This is a genomic window from Streptomyces sp. NPDC002851, from assembly GCF_053591935.1.
Window position 1 is genome coordinate 158,466 of sequence record NZ_JBSFUT010000004.1, and the last position, 15,495, is coordinate 173,960.

Genomic DNA, 15,495 nt, shown 5'->3' on the forward strand with positions numbered 1-15,495 from the left:
CAGAATCCGGGTGGCTGCCCCATACCCCTCCCGACCTGCGGATTCGTACCGTCGAGGGCATGCGGAACGACAGGGAACACAGGGAGACCGGGACCGGCGAGTGGGCGCTCGCCATGGACGGCGTTACTCGCCGCTATGAGAGAGGAGCCCGTACGGTGCACGCGCTGCGCGGTGTCGACGTGCGGCTGCCGCACGGCAGCTTCACCGCGGTGATGGGCCCGTCCGGCTCGGGCAAGAGCACGCTCCTGCAGTGCGGTGCGGGCCTGGACCGGGCCACCTCGGGACGGGTCGTGCTCGCCGGGCAGGACCTCGGGCGGATGGGGGAGCGGCGGCTGACCCGGCTGCGGCGGTCCCGGATCGGGTTCGTCTTCCAGGCGTTCAACCTGCTGCCCGCGCTGACGGCCGAGCAGAACGTACTGCTCCCGCTGCGGCTCGCCGGGCAGCGCCCGGACCGCGCCGCCGCGGCCCGGGTGCTCGCGGAGGTCGGGCTCGACGGCCGCGGCGGCAGCAGGCCCGGCGAACTGTCGGGCGGCCAGCAGCAGCGCGTGGCGGTCGCCCGCGCCCTGGTCACGCGGCCCGCCCTGATCTGCGCGGACGAGCCGACCGGCGCGCTATGACAGCCCCACCCGAAGCCCATCACTCCACCCGGCCCCCAACACCACCCCGAGGCCATCGCCCGCCGCATGGTGATCAGCCGGCGCGCCGTCGAGAAGCACGTGGCCGCCATCTTCACCAAACTCGGCCTGGAACGCGGCGAGGACGAACACCGCCGCGTCCTCGCGGTCCTGCGCTACCTCGGTCGTACGGGGGACAGCCACGGGTCGCGGCACCACTGACCGTTGGGCCCGGAAAGGAGCGGACCCCGTGACGCCGTCCGACATGCCCGCCAAGCAACCCAAGCCCACCAAACAACCCAAGCCCACCAAACAACCCAGGCGCACCAAGCAGCCCAAGCCCACCGAGCCCACCAAGCTCACTAAGCTCACTAAGCTCACCAAGCAACCCTGGGATCACCCGGCCGCAGCCCCATGGCTCTCCGCCCTGGAGCAGCAGCCCGTCGACCCCGACGCGCCCACCCCACCCGTACCGGCCCCGGCCCCGGCCGAGGTCGAGCAGCGCATGCGGATCCTGGCGATCCCTGCCGCCGATCACGCGGACGTCCTCGCCACGCGCCCCGACCCGGAGCACACCCCCGCCCCGTGGCGGGCGCTTGTCCGGTGCCACCAGGCGCTGTTCTCCGACCCGCGGCGCACCGGCCATCGGCCGCCCTGGCCGCACGCACCCGCCGAACTCGGCCCCGCCGGACGGTACTTCTACGTCCACGTCCTGCTCGCCGCGCTGCCCCGTGCCCTCCGGACGTACGAACAACTAGGCATCCCCTGGGACATCACCCGCGCCACACTCGGCGACCTCGGACCCAAGATGGAGACCCACCGCCGCATGTACGGCACCGGAGGCTTCGACCGGCAGCTGTGGATGGTCAAGCACTTCCGGGGCAGGCTGTTCCGGCTCGGGCGGCTCCAGTTCGACCGGACCCGGCTCGAGGAGACCCGCTACGGCGCCGGGGCACCCGGCGTCGGCCCGGTCCCCGGCGACCCGGTCCTGGAGGTGCACATCCCCGGTGAAGGGGCGCTCACCCCAGAGTTGTGCGAGGCCTCCCTCCGGGCCGCGGGGCCGTTCTTCCAGCGCCACTTCCCGGACGAGCGCTACCGGCATGCCGTATGCCGGTCCTGGCTCCTGGACGAGCAACTGGCCGACCATCTGCCGGACAGCGCCAACATCCTCCGGTTCCAGCGCAGGCTCACACCCTTCGAGCACCGGGCCCACGGCAACGACGACATCCTGGAGTTCGTCTTCGACCTGCCCCCGGGCCGTACCGCCGACCTCGCGGCCCTGCCTCAGGACAGCACGCTGCGGCGCGCCGTCACGACCCACTTGAGGGCCGGGGGCGAGTGGCGGCTCTGCTGCGGCTGGACCCTTCTTCCCTGAACGGCCCTACCCTGCCGGGCGGTTACGCGTTGTCGCCGGGTGACGTCCCGCCGCGCCCGTACCGCTGCACCTCGGCGTACGACGGAACGCACCCCTCGACCGAACGGCCCTGCCCGATCCGTACCGCCGCGTCGACCGCCGCCCCGAGCGCCGTACGGAACAGCAGCGACCCCAGGCTGACCCGGGCCACGCCGAGTTCTCCGAACTGCGCGACGGTCGGACCCGTGGGGGAGTGGAGGAGATTGAGCGGCACCGTGAGGCGTTGCACCAGGGCCGTGATGGCGGCCGGATCTACGAGCCCGGGCACGAACACGCCGTCCGCACCCGCCCGTTGGTAGGCGTCGAGGCGGCGCGGCGTATCCGGGCGCTCCGTACCCAGCCAGTACGTGTCCGTGCGGGCGTTGACGAACAGTCGTGGCACCGCATCCTTCACCGCTGTGATCTTCGCGGCGTGCAGCTCGGCGGGTACGAGGGTGCCGCCGGGCCTGCCGTCCTCCAGGTTGATGCCGGCCGCTCCGGCGACTGCCACCTCGTGGGCGAGGGCGGCCACTTCGGCCGGATCGTCGCTGAACCCCGCCTCGACATCGACCGACAGCAGGAAACGGCCCGTCCCGAGGCGCCGGGCAAGCCGGAGCGTCTCGTCCCGCGTGGCCCCGGCTCCGTCCGGCAGGCCCGCCGCGGCGGCCACGCCGAGGCTCGTCGTACCGACCGCCGGAAATCCCGCCTCGGCGAGCGCCGCGGCGGAGGCGTGGTCCCAGGCGTTGGGCAGCAGCAACGGACCCTGTGTGCGGTCACGTTGATGCAACGCGAAGAAGGCGGCGAAAGGATCGGAGACGGGCATGCCCGCAGGCTACGGCCGGGACGCTTCGGCCCGCACCGAACCGTGCCGGGCGAGCCGGGTAAGATCGTGCGCACAACTGCGCGACCGTGGAGGGGAGTCGGCGGGATGACCGGAACCGTGGTGGCCGTCAGCAGCAACGGCGCGTACTCGTTCACCAAGCCGAACCGCGAGGCCATCACGCTGCTCGCCGGACTCGGCGTGGAGGGCGACGTCCACGCCGGTGTGACCGTCAAGCACCGCTCCCGCATCGCCCAGGACCCCACCCGGTCCAACCTGCGCCAAGTGCACCTCATCCACGAGGAACTCTTCGCGGAGGTCGGCGAGGCGGGCCACCGGGTGCGGCCCGGCGACCTCGGCGAGAACATCACCACCCGCGGCATCGACCTGCTCGGCCTGCCCGTCGGCACCGTGCTGCGCATCGGCACCGACACGGTCCTCGAAGTGACCGGACTGCGCAACCCCTGCGTGCAGATCGACATGTTCCAGGACGGCCTCCTGAAGCAGGTCGTCGGCCGCGATGCGAACGGCGGCCTCGTACGCAAGGCCGGGATCATGAGCGTCGTGCAGCACGGCGGAGTCATCCGCCCCGGCGACACCATCAAGGCTGAACTCCCGGACGGCCCGCACCGCCCACTCGACCGCGTCTGACCCGCGGGTTCGACTGACCAGTCCCGCCCGCTAGAGGCTCCACCCCCGCCCGTTAGAGGCTCCCACCCCGACTAGAGGCTCCAACCCCGCCCGCTGTGCTTGCCGGGTCGGCCGCCCCGTTCGCCCTGTGCGCGCGTGCGTTCGCGCTCCTCCTCGTCCAACTCGGCCTGTACCGCGTCGCGTTGGCGACGGCCCTCCTCCTCGGCCTCGCGCCGGTCCGCCTCTGACATCGACTCGTACGCCCGTAGGCCCTGCTGCATCCCGCTGCGCATGGCCTCGTTGTACGCGGGGACGGTCGTGGCCTCCCGCAGGGTCAGCCGTCCGGACAGGACCTCACGGGCCATTTCGCGCATGGCTGGATCGTTGCTGCGCTCGGCAAGTGTCTCGAGTGATTTGCGTAGTTGGCGTGCTCGGACCGGATCGCCGGTCATGTCCGTAAAGGGCGCGTCGGGCTTGGAGTTCTGGTTCATGGCTGGACACGTTCGTTCGTCGGGGTCTACAAGAGGTGGGCTATGGTATCCAGCGCACATCAGGGTAGACAGGGGGCATAGCAGTGCCATTCGACGTGGAGCCGAGTGACCTGCGCGGATTCGGCAAGCAGGTCGGGCGCGCGGCCGAGGACGCCCGGGAAGCGAAGAAATACGCCAAGACGCATGGCGACGCGGTCGGCGACAAGTCCTCCGAAGGGCTGATCCTGCATCTCACGGAGCTGCATCCGACAGCGGTGGAACGCGTCGACGCGGTGCTCGATCGCGTCGGCAAGCTCCTCGACTCCGGCTCCTCGGAGCTGGCCCGGTCGGCCGGTCACTACGAGAAGACGGACCGCGCCGAGGCGGAGCGGCAGGATGCCACCTACCCCGAGTCCAAGCGCTGATCAGGGAGCGTTCCGCCCATGTCCTTCACCGACACCGTCGAGCCCACGTCGTACCTGAAGGCGCCGCAGACCACGGAGCCCGAGAAGGGGCCGGTCAGCGATGTCATCGGCGCTGTGAGCGATCTCCTCAGCCCGTCCGCCTGGGCGGCGGAGGCGCTGAAGGCGGCCTTCGACTTCGACCCCTTCGAGGAGGTGTCGAAGTGGTTCGCCGGTGACTGGGAGGGCTACGCGAAGTGCGCCGCCGCCTGGGTCAACATCGGCAAGCTCACCGAGGGCATCGCCAAGAACCTCGACGGCGGCAACGGCACCCTCGACAAGACCTGGAACGGCCGCGCCGCCGACGGCGCCTTCGTCTACTTCGAGCAGCTCGCCGACAAGATCGACGGCCTGAAGGGCGACTTCGAGCAGCTCCAGCAGCACTACGAAGAGCTGTACGCGGCGGTCTGGGCCGGTGCCGACCTGATCGCGGGCCTGTGCAAGCAGCTCCTTGACGAGGCGATCATCGCCGGAGTGGCGTTCGCCGCGGGAACGCTGCTCGCCGAGACGGGCGTGGGCCTGATCGCGGGGTACGCCGTCGGGGCCCTGGAGATCATCCAGATGATCAAGACGTGGGGCCGGATCACCGAGGCGTACAGCGCCTGCGAGCAGGCCGTGATGATCTCGATCACCGCCTCGGGCGCCATCGTGGGCGGCCTCGGCACGGCGCTGCAGAACTTCCCCGAGGTGGGCGGCGGGTACGACCACCCCGAGCCCGGGGTGTGAGGCGGCTCAAGGGGCCAGGTCCTGGCCCCTTGATCGTTGCGTGCGTGCCTCAGGAGCTCATCGTCGCGTACGTGAAGTACGACACGAGCATTCCCGCGAGCCCGGCCAGGAGCAGGATGTTCCGCACCCGTCCGGCCGTCGATCCCTTGATCCCGAACGTCACCATGGCGAGGACCCGCATCCGGTTCTCGCCGCGTCCGAACCAGCGCGGCTGAATGCCCGTGGCGAGGAACGGCACCGCGAGCGCCGAGAAGGCCACGCCGCCGAAGACCGCCATCACGCCCTGGGCGACGCCCTTGCCGCCGGACAGCTTGTACGTCGCTCCGCTCTCGTGCACCTGGAGCTTCGTACCGGCCGCCACGTTGGCGGCCCCGCCGCCGCGGTACTCGGCGTTCTCCACCGGCTCGCCGCCGCCGTCCGGACGGAACGTGCCCGAGCAGCGCGGCTCGTCGAAGGCCCTGCCGCTGCGGTCCTGCTCCCAGCAGCGCTCCACCGTCAGCGTCCCCTGCACGCCCTTCGCCCCGGCGGCCGTCAGCATCATGTTGACGCCGACCCCGCAGATGCCCAGGGCCACCAGAAGCAGTACGACCCCGAAGAGCCGCCCGCCCGTGCTGCGTGGCGGCAGTTGGCTGGGATCACCCAGGACGGTCTCCCGGAGCTCCGTCACGGCCTCCGCCTCCCTTTGCCTTGCTCGCTGGTCCTGCTTCCGCGTCGCATGCTCCACGCGCTCTTCGCGCTTCCTGCTCCACGCGCTCCGACTCTCGTTGCTCCGCGCCCCGGCTCTGGCCCGGCGCGAAGCGTCCCCATCGTGCCACGCCGCGAAGCCCGGGCCGTCAGGCGTGTGGCGGGCGGTGGGTGAGCTGGTGGTCGGCCAGGTTCAGGGCCTCGTCCACTACCCGCCGCAGGTGGCCGTCGGCCAGCGCGTAGATCACCCGTCGGCCTTCCTTGCGGGTGGTGACGAGGCCGCTCAGGCGCAGCCGCGCCAAGTGCTGGCTGACGGCGGGGCGTTGGGCGCCGCACAGCTCGGTCAGCGTCGTCACATCGGCCTCCGCCCGCGCCAAGGCGTGCAGGAGCGCGAGGCGGGTGCGGTCGCCGAGGACGGCGAGCAGCACGGCGGCGCGCGCGAACTGCTCCTCGCCCGGCTGTCGCGGGTGCGCATCGTGCGCAGGTGATAGGTGCATGCGTGCGCTCATACGCACATAATGGTGCTGTGCGGCCGCGGGTGCAAGCACCCGGCCCCGCCGTTGCCCGTCGTACGCGTACGCCCCAGGAGGAGGAGTCCCGTGAGTCACGATCACGGTCAGCACGGCCACGGCCACGCCGACGCCCACGGCAAGGACCAGCACTCCGGGCACTCCGGGCATCCCGTGCACCCCGGGCACTCGCACGGGCCTCACTCGGATCGTCGCGTCCGCCGGGTGGCCCACCGGCTCGGGCATGTGCTGAGACCGCACTCGCACGACTCCGCGGACAAGGTCGACGGCGCCCTCGAGTCCTCCGCCCGGGGCATCCGGGCGCTGTGGGTCTCGCTGGCCGTGCTCGGCGCGACCGCCGTGATCCAGGCGGTGATCGTGGTCCTCTCCGGCTCGGTCGCGCTGCTCGGCGACACGGTGCACAACACCGCCGACGCGCTGACCGCCGTCCCCCTGGGCATCGCCTTCGTCCTGGGCCGCCGCGCCGCCACCCGGCGCTTCACCTACGGATACGGCCGGGTCGAGGATCTGGCCGGGATCGCGATCGTCGCCACCATCGCGGCCTCGGCGGTGTTCGCCGGGTGGGCGGCCGTCGACCGGCTTCTCGACCCGCGCCCGATGAGCCATCTGTGGGCGGTCGCCGGGGCGGCCGTGGCCGGATTCGTCGGCAACGAGTGGGTGGCCCGCTACCGGATACGGGTGGGCCGGGAGATCGGCTCGGCCGCCCTTGTCGCCGACGGGCTGCACGCCCGCACCGACGGGTTCACCTCGCTCGCCGTGCTCCTGAGCGCGGGCGGCGCGGCGCTCGGCCTGCCGCTCGTGGACCCGATCGTGGGGCTCCTCATCACCGCGGCGATCCTGATGGTGCTGCGGGACGCGGCCCGCGAGGTCTTCCGGCGCGTCCTCGACGCCGTCGACCCCGCCCTCGTCGACGCCGCGGAAACGGCGCTGCGGAGCGTGCCCGGCGTACGGGAGATCGGCGAGCTGCGGCTGCGCTGGATCGGTCACCGGCTGCGCGCCGAGGTGGCGATCGTGGTCGACGGGCACCTGAGCGTCCGCGTCGGACACGAGATCGCGGTCCGGGCCGAACACGCCCTGCTGCACGCCGTCCCGCGGCTCACCGCCGCCCTCGTCCACACGGACTCCGCCCCGGCCGCGGGGGACCGGGACCCGCACCAGGCGCTCGCGCACCATGGCGTGGAGCGGCAGCACGCCACTGCGTGAGCCGTGCCGAGAGGGGTACGCGGGTCAGCTCGGGCGCGCAGGTTGTCCCGGGCGCGCAGGTCGTCTCGGGCGCGCAGGTCGTCTCGGGCACATGGGTCGGCTCGTACAGCTCCTGCCGCCCTGGACGTGCCCGCCGCGCGCGACGCCGCTCAGATCCGTACGCCCCGCTTGGCCAGATAGCGGACCGGGTTGACGTCCGATCCGTAGTGGCGCCGTCTCCGGATCTCCAGGTGGAGGTGCGGTCCGGTGGCGCGGCCCGTGCTCCCGGCGCGCCCGAGGTACTCCCCGGTGTGCACGCGGGCGCCGTACCGGACCCCGATCCGGGACAGGTGCGCGTACACCGCGTAGTAGCCGTCTTTCATTCGGATCGTCACCGCCTTGCCGTAAGCCCCCGACCGGGCGGCCAGGACGACGACGCCCGAGCCCACCACGCGTACCGGCGTCCCGCGGGGCACGGCCAGGTCGATGCCGGTGTGGTGTCCGGCCGCCCAGTCGCCGCGCACGCCGTACGGGTTCGAGACGCGGTAACTCCTCGCGAGGGGGCGCGCCCAGCGCATCCGCGGCGCGGCACCGGCGAGACCGGCCGCGCCGCCCCGCACGCAGCCGTAGTCCTCCAACGCGCAGGCGCCCACGTCGCGTTCGAGTTCCCTCGCGAGGGTGGACCGGGTGAGCAGGGTCTCGTACTCCGCGTCGAAGGCACCGGCACAGTCGCCGGTCCACGCGTCCTCGGGCGCCTCTTCGTCCTTCGGCTGCCCGGGGGTGGGCCCGCGGAAGCCGAGCGCGCCCGCGCCGAGGACGGCCGTCGCGATGCCGAGCATCGCGCGCCGCGTGCTGCCGGGACCGTCGTCGTATTGCCTGTCGTCGTTCCGCTCTTCAGCCTTGAGCCTGTCGTGAGTCATAGGCATGAGGAGACGGCGTGTCGGGGTGGTCGCGCACCTTGGCGCGGGCCGAACGGTGGAAGCCGTCACGCCCTTCGGACCATATTCCCTTTGCCGTTACGACCCTGGACCGTTACCCGCCTACGGCTTCCGCCACCGCCAAGGCCCGCTCGGCGTACCCGCGCCCGAACAGGACCGCGTGCACGAGCAGCGGGAACAGCTGGTGTACGCCGACGCGGTCGGCCCAGCCGTCGGCGAGCGGCGCCATCTCCTGGTAGCCGTCCAGGACTTGGTCGAGGTACGGGCAGCCGAAGAGCTTGAGCATCGCCAGGTCGGTCTCGCGGTGTCCGCCGTGCGCGGCCGGGTCGATCAGCCAGGCGTGGCCGTCCTCGGCCCACAGCACATTGCCGTTCCAGAGGTCGCCGTGGAGCCGGGCGGGCGGCTCGGCGGGCCCCGCGAGGCCGGGAAGCCGTTCGCAGACGCGCTCCACCACGCCCGCCTCAGCGGGGCGCAGCGTGCCGTCGTCGACGGCACGGCGCAGGTAGGGCAGCACCCGGTGCTCCGCGTACCAGCGCGGCCAGTCGGTGCCGGTGGCGTTGCGCATGGGGGCGAGCCCGATGAACGCGTCCCGGGGGCCGCCGGGCGGCGGGGCGCCGAACGCGGGTGCCCCGGCGGCGTGCAGGGCGGCCAGTTCGCGGCCGAACCGCGCGGCGGCCCGTGCGCTCGGCCGTCCTTCCGGCACCCGGTCCGTCACCAGCCAGTCTGCGTGGTCTGCGTGGGCTGCGTGGTCTGCGTGGGCTGCCTGGTCGGCGTGGCTGCCGTAGCTGCCGTACACGCGTGGCACGCGGACCGCGTCGGCCGCGGCCAGCCACCGCAGCCCGGCCGCCTCGGCCCGCACGGCACCGTCGCCGTCGGCCCGCTTGACCACCACCAACTGCCCGCCGTCCAGGGTGACTTCGGTCACCTCGGCGGACAGCGGCCGCTGCCGCACCACCCGGCGCCCGGTCAGCCGCGCGGCGGCGACGGCGGCCGGGTCGCCCGCGCCGCGGCTCGTCTCCCTCATGACACACCAGCATGCACCAGACGGACGCCATCGCCGGGCGGGACGGGACGGACGGGGCGGGGCGGGACGGGGTGGGGTGGCGCGTGGTGGCGCGGGTCCGCGATTCCGGGGGAGGCGGGCGGCCGTTACGCGCGGTCGTCCACCGTGGCGTGCCGGAACGTACGCCGGTACGCCAGCGGTGACACCCCGATCGCGGCGTGCAGGTGCTGCCGCAGCGAGGTACCGGTGGCGAAGCCGACCTGCCCGGCGATCTCGTCCACCGGAAGGTCGGTGGACTCCAGGAGGTGCCGGGCCCGGTGGACGCGCTGCTGGATCAGCCAGCGGCCCGGGCTCATGCCTACCTCCTCGGCGAACCGGCGGGCGAAGGTGCGCAGGCTCATCCGGGCGCGCTCGGCGAGGTCGGCGAGGGCCAGCGGCTCGTCGAGGTGCTCAAGTGCCCACTGCCGTACGGCCGCTGTGCTGTGCGACGAGGTCTCGGGCACCGGCTGCTCGATGTACTGCGCCTGCCCGCCGTCCCGCCACGGCGGTACGACACAGATGCGGGCCACCCGGTTGGCGACCTCGCTGCCGTGGTCCCGGCGGACGAGATGCAGACAGACGTCGACGCCGGATGCGGCACCCGCCGAGGTCAGCACGTTCCCGTCGTCGACGAACAGTACGTCCGGGTCGAGGGCCACCCGCGGATACGTGGCGCGGAAATGGTCCGCGAGCGCCCAGTGCGTGGTCGCCGGGCGGCCGTCGAGCAGCCCCGCGGCCGCGAGCGCGAAGGCGCCGGTGCAGATCGACACGAGCCGCACTCCGGGAGCCACCGCGGCGAGCACCGCCGCCGCGCCCTCGGGCACGTTCGGGGCGAGGCAGCCGCTGCCGAACGACGGGACGACCACGGTGTCGGCGGTGCGCAGCGCCTCCGGGCCGTGCTCGGGGGTGAGCGAGAAGTCGGCGTTCGTCCGCACCGCGCGGCCGTCGAGGCTGCACGTCACCACCTCGTACCGACCGTCCGCGGCGCCGAACACGCGGCTGGGAATGCCCAACTCGAAGGGGTACACCCCGTCCAGGGCCAGAACAACGACTCGGTGCACGGCGCCCGCTCCATCCTTCTCCTGACCCTGACCCTGACCCTGACCCTGACCCTGACCCGACGACCGGGCCGTGCTGGCAGGATCTTGTCGAAAGATGGCCATCATGCCATGGCCTGCGCCGCGCCCGATGACGACGCTGGAACCATGAGCAACGGACACACCACGAACCACGACGCGACGAACAGCGACCCGGCCCACACCGCCACCATGCGCGCCATCAGCCAGGACACCCTCGGAACTCCCGATGTGCTCAAGGAAGTTCGGGTACCCAAGCCCGTGCCGGGCCCGGGCGAGATCCTGGTCGCCGTCCGCGCGGCCGGCGTCAACCCGACTGACTGGAAGCACCGGTCCATGCGGATCTTCCTCCCCCTCCCCTCGTCGAGGATCCCGCAGACCCTCGGCTGGGAGGCCTCCGGAGTCGTCGAGGCCGTCGGGCTCGGCGTCACCCTCTTCAAGCCGGGCGACGAGGTCTTCGGCATGCTGCCCTACCCGCACGGCGTCGGCGCCCACGCCGAGTACGTGACCGGCCCCGCCCGCGCCTTCGCCCGTAAGCCCGCCGCCATCGACCACGTCCAGGCCGCCGCGCTGCCCCTCGCCGCGCTCACCGCCTACCAGGCACTCGTCGACACCGCCGACGTACGCGCCGGGCAGCGCGTCCTCGTGCACGCGGCCGCGGGCGGCGTCGGGCATCTCGCCGTGCAGATCGCCAAGTCCCGTGGCGCGTACGTCATCGGCACCGCCAGCGAGGCCAAGCACGACTTCCTGCGCTCCCTCGGTGCGGACGAGACGATCGACTACCGCACGGTCGACTTCGCCGAGGCCGTCTCGGACGTCGACGTGGTCCTCGACGCGATCTCCGGCGACACCCGCACCCGCTCCCTCGACGTGCTGCGCCCCGGCGGCACCCTCGTCTCGCTCCTGCCCAGCACCGACCCCGACGAGGCGGCGAAGGCCGCGCAGCGGGGCGTACGGGCGGAGACGATGCTCGTCGAGGCCGACCACGCGGGCATGAACGCCATCGCCGACCTCGTCGCATCCGGCACCCTGCGCCCCCACATCGAGGCCGCCTTCCCGCTCGCCGAGGCCGCCAAGGCCCACGCCCTCGGCGAGACCAACCGCACCACCGGCAAGATCGTCCTGGTTGTGGAAGGCACGGAGACGGGAGACGGACCCGCCGCGGTCGTAGGGGCGTAGTGACGTAGCGACTGCGCCGTGGACGGTGTCAGAGCTCGCTCACCCCTCCAGCATCGCCCCCTCCAGCCGTGTCCCCTCGGGCAGTTCGATGCCGAAGTCCGCCGCGAGGACCCGCAGCGTCGCGTCGTTGCCGTGCACCTCGCGCTCCTCGCGCCTGCCGTCGTCGTACGTCGTCACCAGGCGGCCGCGGAACAGGTACAGGTGGAAGCCCTCGGTCGTACGCTGAGCGGTCAGCCGTCGGCTGAAGGGGGAGCGCGGGTGGGTGGCGACGTGCCAGTTCATGACCTCGTAGTCGGGCAGCTCGAAGGGCTCGCCGGTGAAGGCGTACTCGTCCTCCCAGTCGCCGTCCGTGAAGGCCCGCAGTACCCAGAGGTCGTCGGGGCCGTGGTGCGGCTCGCGCACGAGGCGGTGGCGGCGCGGACCGGCCGTCGTCTCGGTGCCCGTGGCCAGCGGGATCGGCTCCAACAGGCCGGATATGTCGCCGAATCCGACATCGGCGAGGTACGGCTGCGCGCTGCCCGGGACGTCCACGCGCAGCGTCATGTGCGTGCGCGGGCGCACCGCACCCGCCGGTGCGCCCTTGCGGACCCGGGCGGCCAGGGCGGTCACCCGGAAGCCGAGGGCCTCCAAGGCGGCGGCGAGCAAGGTGTTCTGCTCGAAGCAGTAGCCGCCACGGCGGCCGCGGACCAGCTTGGCCTCCAGGTCCGGCAGCGTCAGGGACGGGGCCCTACCGAGCACCGGATCCCCGTTCTCGAACGGGATCGCCGTCAGATGCGCCCGGTGCACCCGCCGCAGCGTCTCGACCGTGGGCTCGGGACGCCCGGACGGAAGGCCTATGCGGGCGAGATACGCGTCGAGGTCGAGCTTGAACCGGGCAGGGGTGAACGGGGGCAACACGGGCGTCGTATCCATGGCTCGAGCCTATGGGCGCCGCGCGCCCCTCCACCTCGGCCGCCCGGACGGGACTTGTTGGGACGGAGGACCTAGGGCCATGTCCTCCGATCGGTCCTAGGGTCCGCGAACCGCGGCTTCCGCTACTTCGGAGAGCCCAGCGACACTTCGGAGAGCCCAGCGATGTCGGGGTGCTGCGGGGCGGAAACGCGGGCGTCCCCGTAGGGGCCCCGGTCCTTGTCCCAGTCCTTGTCCCCGTCGTAGCCGTCGTAGTCAACGCTGCGCGGCACGACGGACCCGAGCAGGCCGAGCACCAGGAAGATCACGACGAGGGCCTTGCCCCAGGTGTCGAGGAGCAGCGGCCGGGTGCCGGAGCGTACGGCCGCCGCGGGGACCGGCTCGTCGCCGAAGAGCCGCTTGGGGTAGGCGGGCGTGAGCATCGTGGTGTACGCCATGAAGCGCATGCCGAAGCGGGCGACGGCCGCGCTGGACGCGTACACGGGGCCGGGCAGTCGGCCCAGGACGAGGGCGATGAGCCAGAAGATCCAGCAGATCGCCAACCAACCGGCCTGGACCAGGTTGTTGATGATCGCCGCCGGGATCATCAGGATCAGCCGGAACAGCACCGCGAGCCGGTTGAGCGGGGTGGCCTGCAGCTCGATCCGCACCGGGTGGTCCGGAGCCGTGAAGGCGAACGGCGGGTAGCGGTCGACCAGGAGCATCATGCTGGCGTTGACCCGGGTCCGGTAGACGAGGACCGAGCCGAGGAAGTCGAAGATCCCGTCGGGCAGCCGTCCCAGGAAGAGGGCGGCGAACCAGCCGGCGATGGTGACGAAGAACGCCGCGATGGAGAGGAAGAAGACCACCACGAACTGGGGCACGAGCAGGAGCCAGCGCAGCAGCACGGTCCAGCGTCGCTGGGGCCCGGGAGCGGGGATGTCGAGGACGGGCAGAAACTCACCGCCGTCGTCGTCGGCTGCGGTGGTGGGGCGAGGGCCCCAGCCTGTGGCCATGAGCGCTCCTGGTGGTCCCGGGTTCGACGTGGTCCTTGATTTCGGCGGGTGGTCACCGGCTGAACGATTTCGGCGGGTGGTCTCCGGTCGAACGATTCGGCGGGTGGTTTCCGGCTGAACATCGCCATCCTGCGGCGGTACGGCGTCCCGCGCGCGGCCGGAGGGCCCGAATGGAGGCGGCGTACCACCGCCGTGGCCTTGGGGCAGTCAGGTCCGTGGACCGGTCAGCGGCCCGGCCCGTGGGCCGCGGCCTGGGACCGCTCCCCGCGCACATCGGCGACGGCGACCGCGAGCGCGAGCAGCACGAACCCGAGTGCCGTGAGGAGCCCGAGCTGCAGCGCCCGCCCCCAGTGGTCGTGGTTGGCGACGTGGGCGAAGAAGACGGCGCCGACCGTCGCGATGCCCGCCGCGGAGCCGATGCGCTGGCCGGTCTGGAGCACGCCGCTGGCCGAACCGCCCAGGGACACCGGCACCTTGGACAGCGTGAGCGTGGTGTTCGGCGAGATCACGAACCCGGAACCGACCCCGGCCAACAGGAGCGGCACGGCCGCCACCCAGGCCACAGCGCGGCCCGGCACGAAGTGCACCACCACCATCGTGCCCGCCAGGCCGACCGCGACCCCGACCAGGCCGTACGCCACCAGGCGCCGCCCGTGCCGGACCACGAGCCGCCCGCCCACCGCGGCCGCGCCCGCCGACCCGACCGCGACCGGCGTCGCGGCGAGGCCCGCCTGAAGGGCGCTGAGCCCCTGCCCGTTCTGGAGAAAGAGCGTGTAGACGAAAAAGATCGTCGTGAACCCCGAGAAGTAGACCATCCCGAGCAGCGCGCCCAGCGAGAACGACCGCAGCCCGAACAGCCGCAGATCGACCAGCGGCGCACGGCCCCGCCCGGCCTCCGGCTCTCGTCCCGCCCCCGGCTCTCGTCCCGTCTCCGGTTCTTCTCCCGCTTCCGGTTCTCGCCCCGCCCTCGGCTCTCGTCCCGCCCCCGACTGCCGCCGCTCCCACCCCCAGAAGCCCGCGAGCAGCAGCATCCCGGCGGGAATCAGCAGCCACTTGCCCCGCCCGGCCCACTGCTGCTCCTGCACGAGCGGCAGCATCACCGCTACGACCCCGGTGCCGAGCAGCGCGACTCCGACCAGATCGAAGCCGGTCCGGGCACGCCCGGCACGCTCGCCGCGTGGCAGCAACCGCAAGGCCGCCACGAACGCGGCCACCCCGATGGGCAGGTTCACGAAGAACACCGCACGCCACCCGTGCTCAGGCCCGAACACACCGATGAGCAGCCCACCCGCGAGCGGCCCGACCGCCGTCGAGATCCCGACGACGCTGCCGAGCCGCCCGAACGCCCGCGCCCGCTGGGGCCCTTGGAACATCTGCTGGATCAGCCCCGACACCTGCGGCGACACCATGCCCGCCGCGGCACCCTGGAGCAGCCGGAACACCACGAGCCAGGTGGCCCCCGGCGCGAGTCCGCACGCCAGGGAAGCCAGCGTGAACAGCGTGAGCCCGCTCAGGAACACCTCCCGCCGCCCGTACAGATCCCCCAGGCGCCCGGCCGGGACCAGCGCGAGCCCGAACGTCAGCGCATAGCCCGACACCACCCACGACAGATCCGCCTCCGCGGCGCCGAGCCCTCGCTCGATGGAGGGCAGCGCCACATTCACGATCGACGTGTCGAGCAGCGTCATGAACCCGGCGGTCAGCAGCACCCCGAGCGCCCGCCAACTCCTCTGATCTGCGGCTTCGTCCGCGGACACACGCGCCGTGGGGGTCTCCATGCGCCCACGCTAGGCAGCACGAGCCCGGTCCCGGGGCGCCGGAGAGCCCATCTGGAGTACGCCGGTGC

At 72.5% G+C, this 15,495-nt stretch carries 17 protein-coding genes and 1 pseudogene; 8 read left to right on the forward strand and 10 right to left on the reverse strand.

What is annotated here, in order from left to right; translation table 11 throughout:
- Positions 1-59: 59 nt before the first annotated feature.
- The 3 genes and pseudogenes from ACWD10_RS06075 to ACWD10_RS06085 all read left to right on the forward strand — a co-directional run.
- A pseudogene (locus ACWD10_RS06075) lies at positions 60-614 on the forward strand (ABC transporter ATP-binding protein); the annotation flags it as partial.
- A gap of 69 nt (positions 615-683) precedes the next feature.
- Positions 684-836 carry a hypothetical protein gene (locus ACWD10_RS06080; protein ID WP_451087506.1) on the forward strand — a complete coding sequence of 51 codons (153 nt, stop codon included), beginning with the start codon at positions 684-686 and terminating at the stop codon, positions 834-836.
- A gap of 28 nt (positions 837-864) precedes the next feature.
- Positions 865-1,989: an acyltransferase domain-containing protein gene (locus ACWD10_RS06085; RefSeq protein ID WP_451087508.1), complete on the forward strand. Its 1,125-nt coding sequence runs from the start codon at positions 865-867 to the stop codon at positions 1,987-1,989.
- A gap of 22 nt (positions 1,990-2,011) precedes the next feature.
- Here the strand turns inward: ACWD10_RS06085 and ACWD10_RS06090 are convergent, their stop codons facing one another.
- Complete coding sequence (locus ACWD10_RS06090; protein WP_451087510.1) at positions 2,012-2,830, reverse strand: isocitrate lyase/PEP mutase family protein; 819 nt, start codon at positions 2,828-2,830, stop codon at positions 2,012-2,014.
- A 105-nt stretch (positions 2,831-2,935) separates the two neighbouring features.
- On the opposite strand from ACWD10_RS06090, the gene ACWD10_RS06095 reads away from it, so the two are divergent.
- Positions 2,936-3,478, forward strand: coding sequence for an MOSC domain-containing protein (locus ACWD10_RS06095; RefSeq protein ID WP_451087511.1), 543 nt, complete (start codon positions 2,936-2,938; stop codon positions 3,476-3,478).
- 71 nt (positions 3,479-3,549) lie between these two features.
- Here the strand turns inward: ACWD10_RS06095 and ACWD10_RS06100 are convergent, their stop codons facing one another.
- Positions 3,550-3,948, reverse strand: coding sequence for a hypothetical protein (locus ACWD10_RS06100; protein WP_451087513.1), 399 nt, complete (start codon positions 3,946-3,948; stop codon positions 3,550-3,552).
- 83 nt (positions 3,949-4,031) lie between these two features.
- On the opposite strand from ACWD10_RS06100, the gene ACWD10_RS06105 reads away from it, so the two are divergent.
- Positions 4,032-4,352, forward strand: a complete 321-nt coding sequence (locus tag ACWD10_RS06105) for a hypothetical protein (RefSeq protein ID WP_451087515.1) — start codon at positions 4,032-4,034, stop codon at positions 4,350-4,352.
- Between the two features lie 18 nt (positions 4,353-4,370).
- On the forward strand, positions 4,371-5,114 hold the full coding sequence (locus tag ACWD10_RS06110; RefSeq protein ID WP_451087517.1) for a hypothetical protein: 744 nt from the start codon (positions 4,371-4,373) through the stop codon (positions 5,112-5,114).
- A 49-nt stretch (positions 5,115-5,163) separates the two neighbouring features.
- On the opposite strand, the gene ACWD10_RS06115 is transcribed toward ACWD10_RS06110, so the two are convergent.
- A complete protein-coding gene (locus ACWD10_RS06115; protein WP_451087519.1) occupies positions 5,164-5,781 on the reverse strand; it encodes a hypothetical protein in 618 nt (205 codons plus the stop codon).
- Positions 5,782-5,947: 166 nt separating this feature from the next.
- Entirely contained in the window at positions 5,948-6,307 is a 360-nt protein-coding gene (locus tag ACWD10_RS06120) for an ArsR/SmtB family transcription factor (protein ID WP_451087521.1), read from the reverse strand.
- Between the two features lie 90 nt (positions 6,308-6,397).
- On the opposite strand from ACWD10_RS06120, the gene ACWD10_RS06125 reads away from it, so the two are divergent.
- A complete protein-coding gene (locus ACWD10_RS06125) occupies positions 6,398-7,531 on the forward strand; it encodes a cation diffusion facilitator family transporter (protein ID WP_451087523.1) in 1,134 nt (377 codons plus the stop codon).
- Between the two features lie 149 nt (positions 7,532-7,680).
- Here ACWD10_RS06125 and ACWD10_RS06130 read toward each other — a convergent pair whose 3' ends face one another.
- The 3 genes from ACWD10_RS06130 to ACWD10_RS06140 all read right to left on the reverse strand — a co-directional run bounded on the left by ACWD10_RS06130 (position 7,681) and on the right by ACWD10_RS06140 (position 10,551).
- Entirely contained in the window at positions 7,681-8,430 is a 750-nt protein-coding gene (locus ACWD10_RS06130) for a M23 family metallopeptidase (RefSeq protein ID WP_451087525.1), read from the reverse strand.
- Between the two features lie 112 nt (positions 8,431-8,542).
- Complete coding sequence (locus ACWD10_RS06135) at positions 8,543-9,472, reverse strand: fructosamine kinase family protein (protein ID WP_451087527.1); 930 nt, start codon at positions 9,470-9,472, stop codon at positions 8,543-8,545.
- 125 nt (positions 9,473-9,597) lie between these two features.
- A complete protein-coding gene (locus ACWD10_RS06140) occupies positions 9,598-10,551 on the reverse strand; it encodes a GlxA family transcriptional regulator (RefSeq protein WP_451087529.1) in 954 nt (317 codons plus the stop codon).
- 207 nt (positions 10,552-10,758) lie between these two features.
- Here ACWD10_RS06140 and ACWD10_RS06145 point away from each other — a divergent pair, with 207 nt between their 5' ends.
- Entirely contained in the window at positions 10,759-11,745 is a 987-nt protein-coding gene (locus ACWD10_RS06145) for an NADP-dependent oxidoreductase (protein WP_451087805.1), read from the forward strand.
- Between the two features lie 39 nt (positions 11,746-11,784).
- Here the strand turns inward: ACWD10_RS06145 and ACWD10_RS06150 are convergent, their stop codons facing one another.
- From ACWD10_RS06150 to ACWD10_RS06160, 3 genes are all read right to left on the reverse strand, one after another.
- A complete protein-coding gene (locus ACWD10_RS06150; protein ID WP_451087531.1) occupies positions 11,785-12,657 on the reverse strand; it encodes an arylamine N-acetyltransferase family protein in 873 nt (290 codons plus the stop codon).
- 122 nt (positions 12,658-12,779) lie between these two features.
- On the reverse strand, positions 12,780-13,649 hold the full coding sequence (locus tag ACWD10_RS06155) for a DUF4389 domain-containing protein (RefSeq protein WP_451087533.1): 870 nt from the start codon (positions 13,647-13,649) through the stop codon (positions 12,780-12,782).
- Between the two features lie 224 nt (positions 13,650-13,873).
- Positions 13,874-15,427 carry an MFS transporter gene (locus tag ACWD10_RS06160; RefSeq protein ID WP_451087535.1) on the reverse strand — a complete coding sequence of 518 codons (1,554 nt, stop codon included), beginning with the start codon at positions 15,425-15,427 and terminating at the stop codon, positions 13,874-13,876.
- Positions 15,428-15,495: the final 68 nt, after the last annotated feature.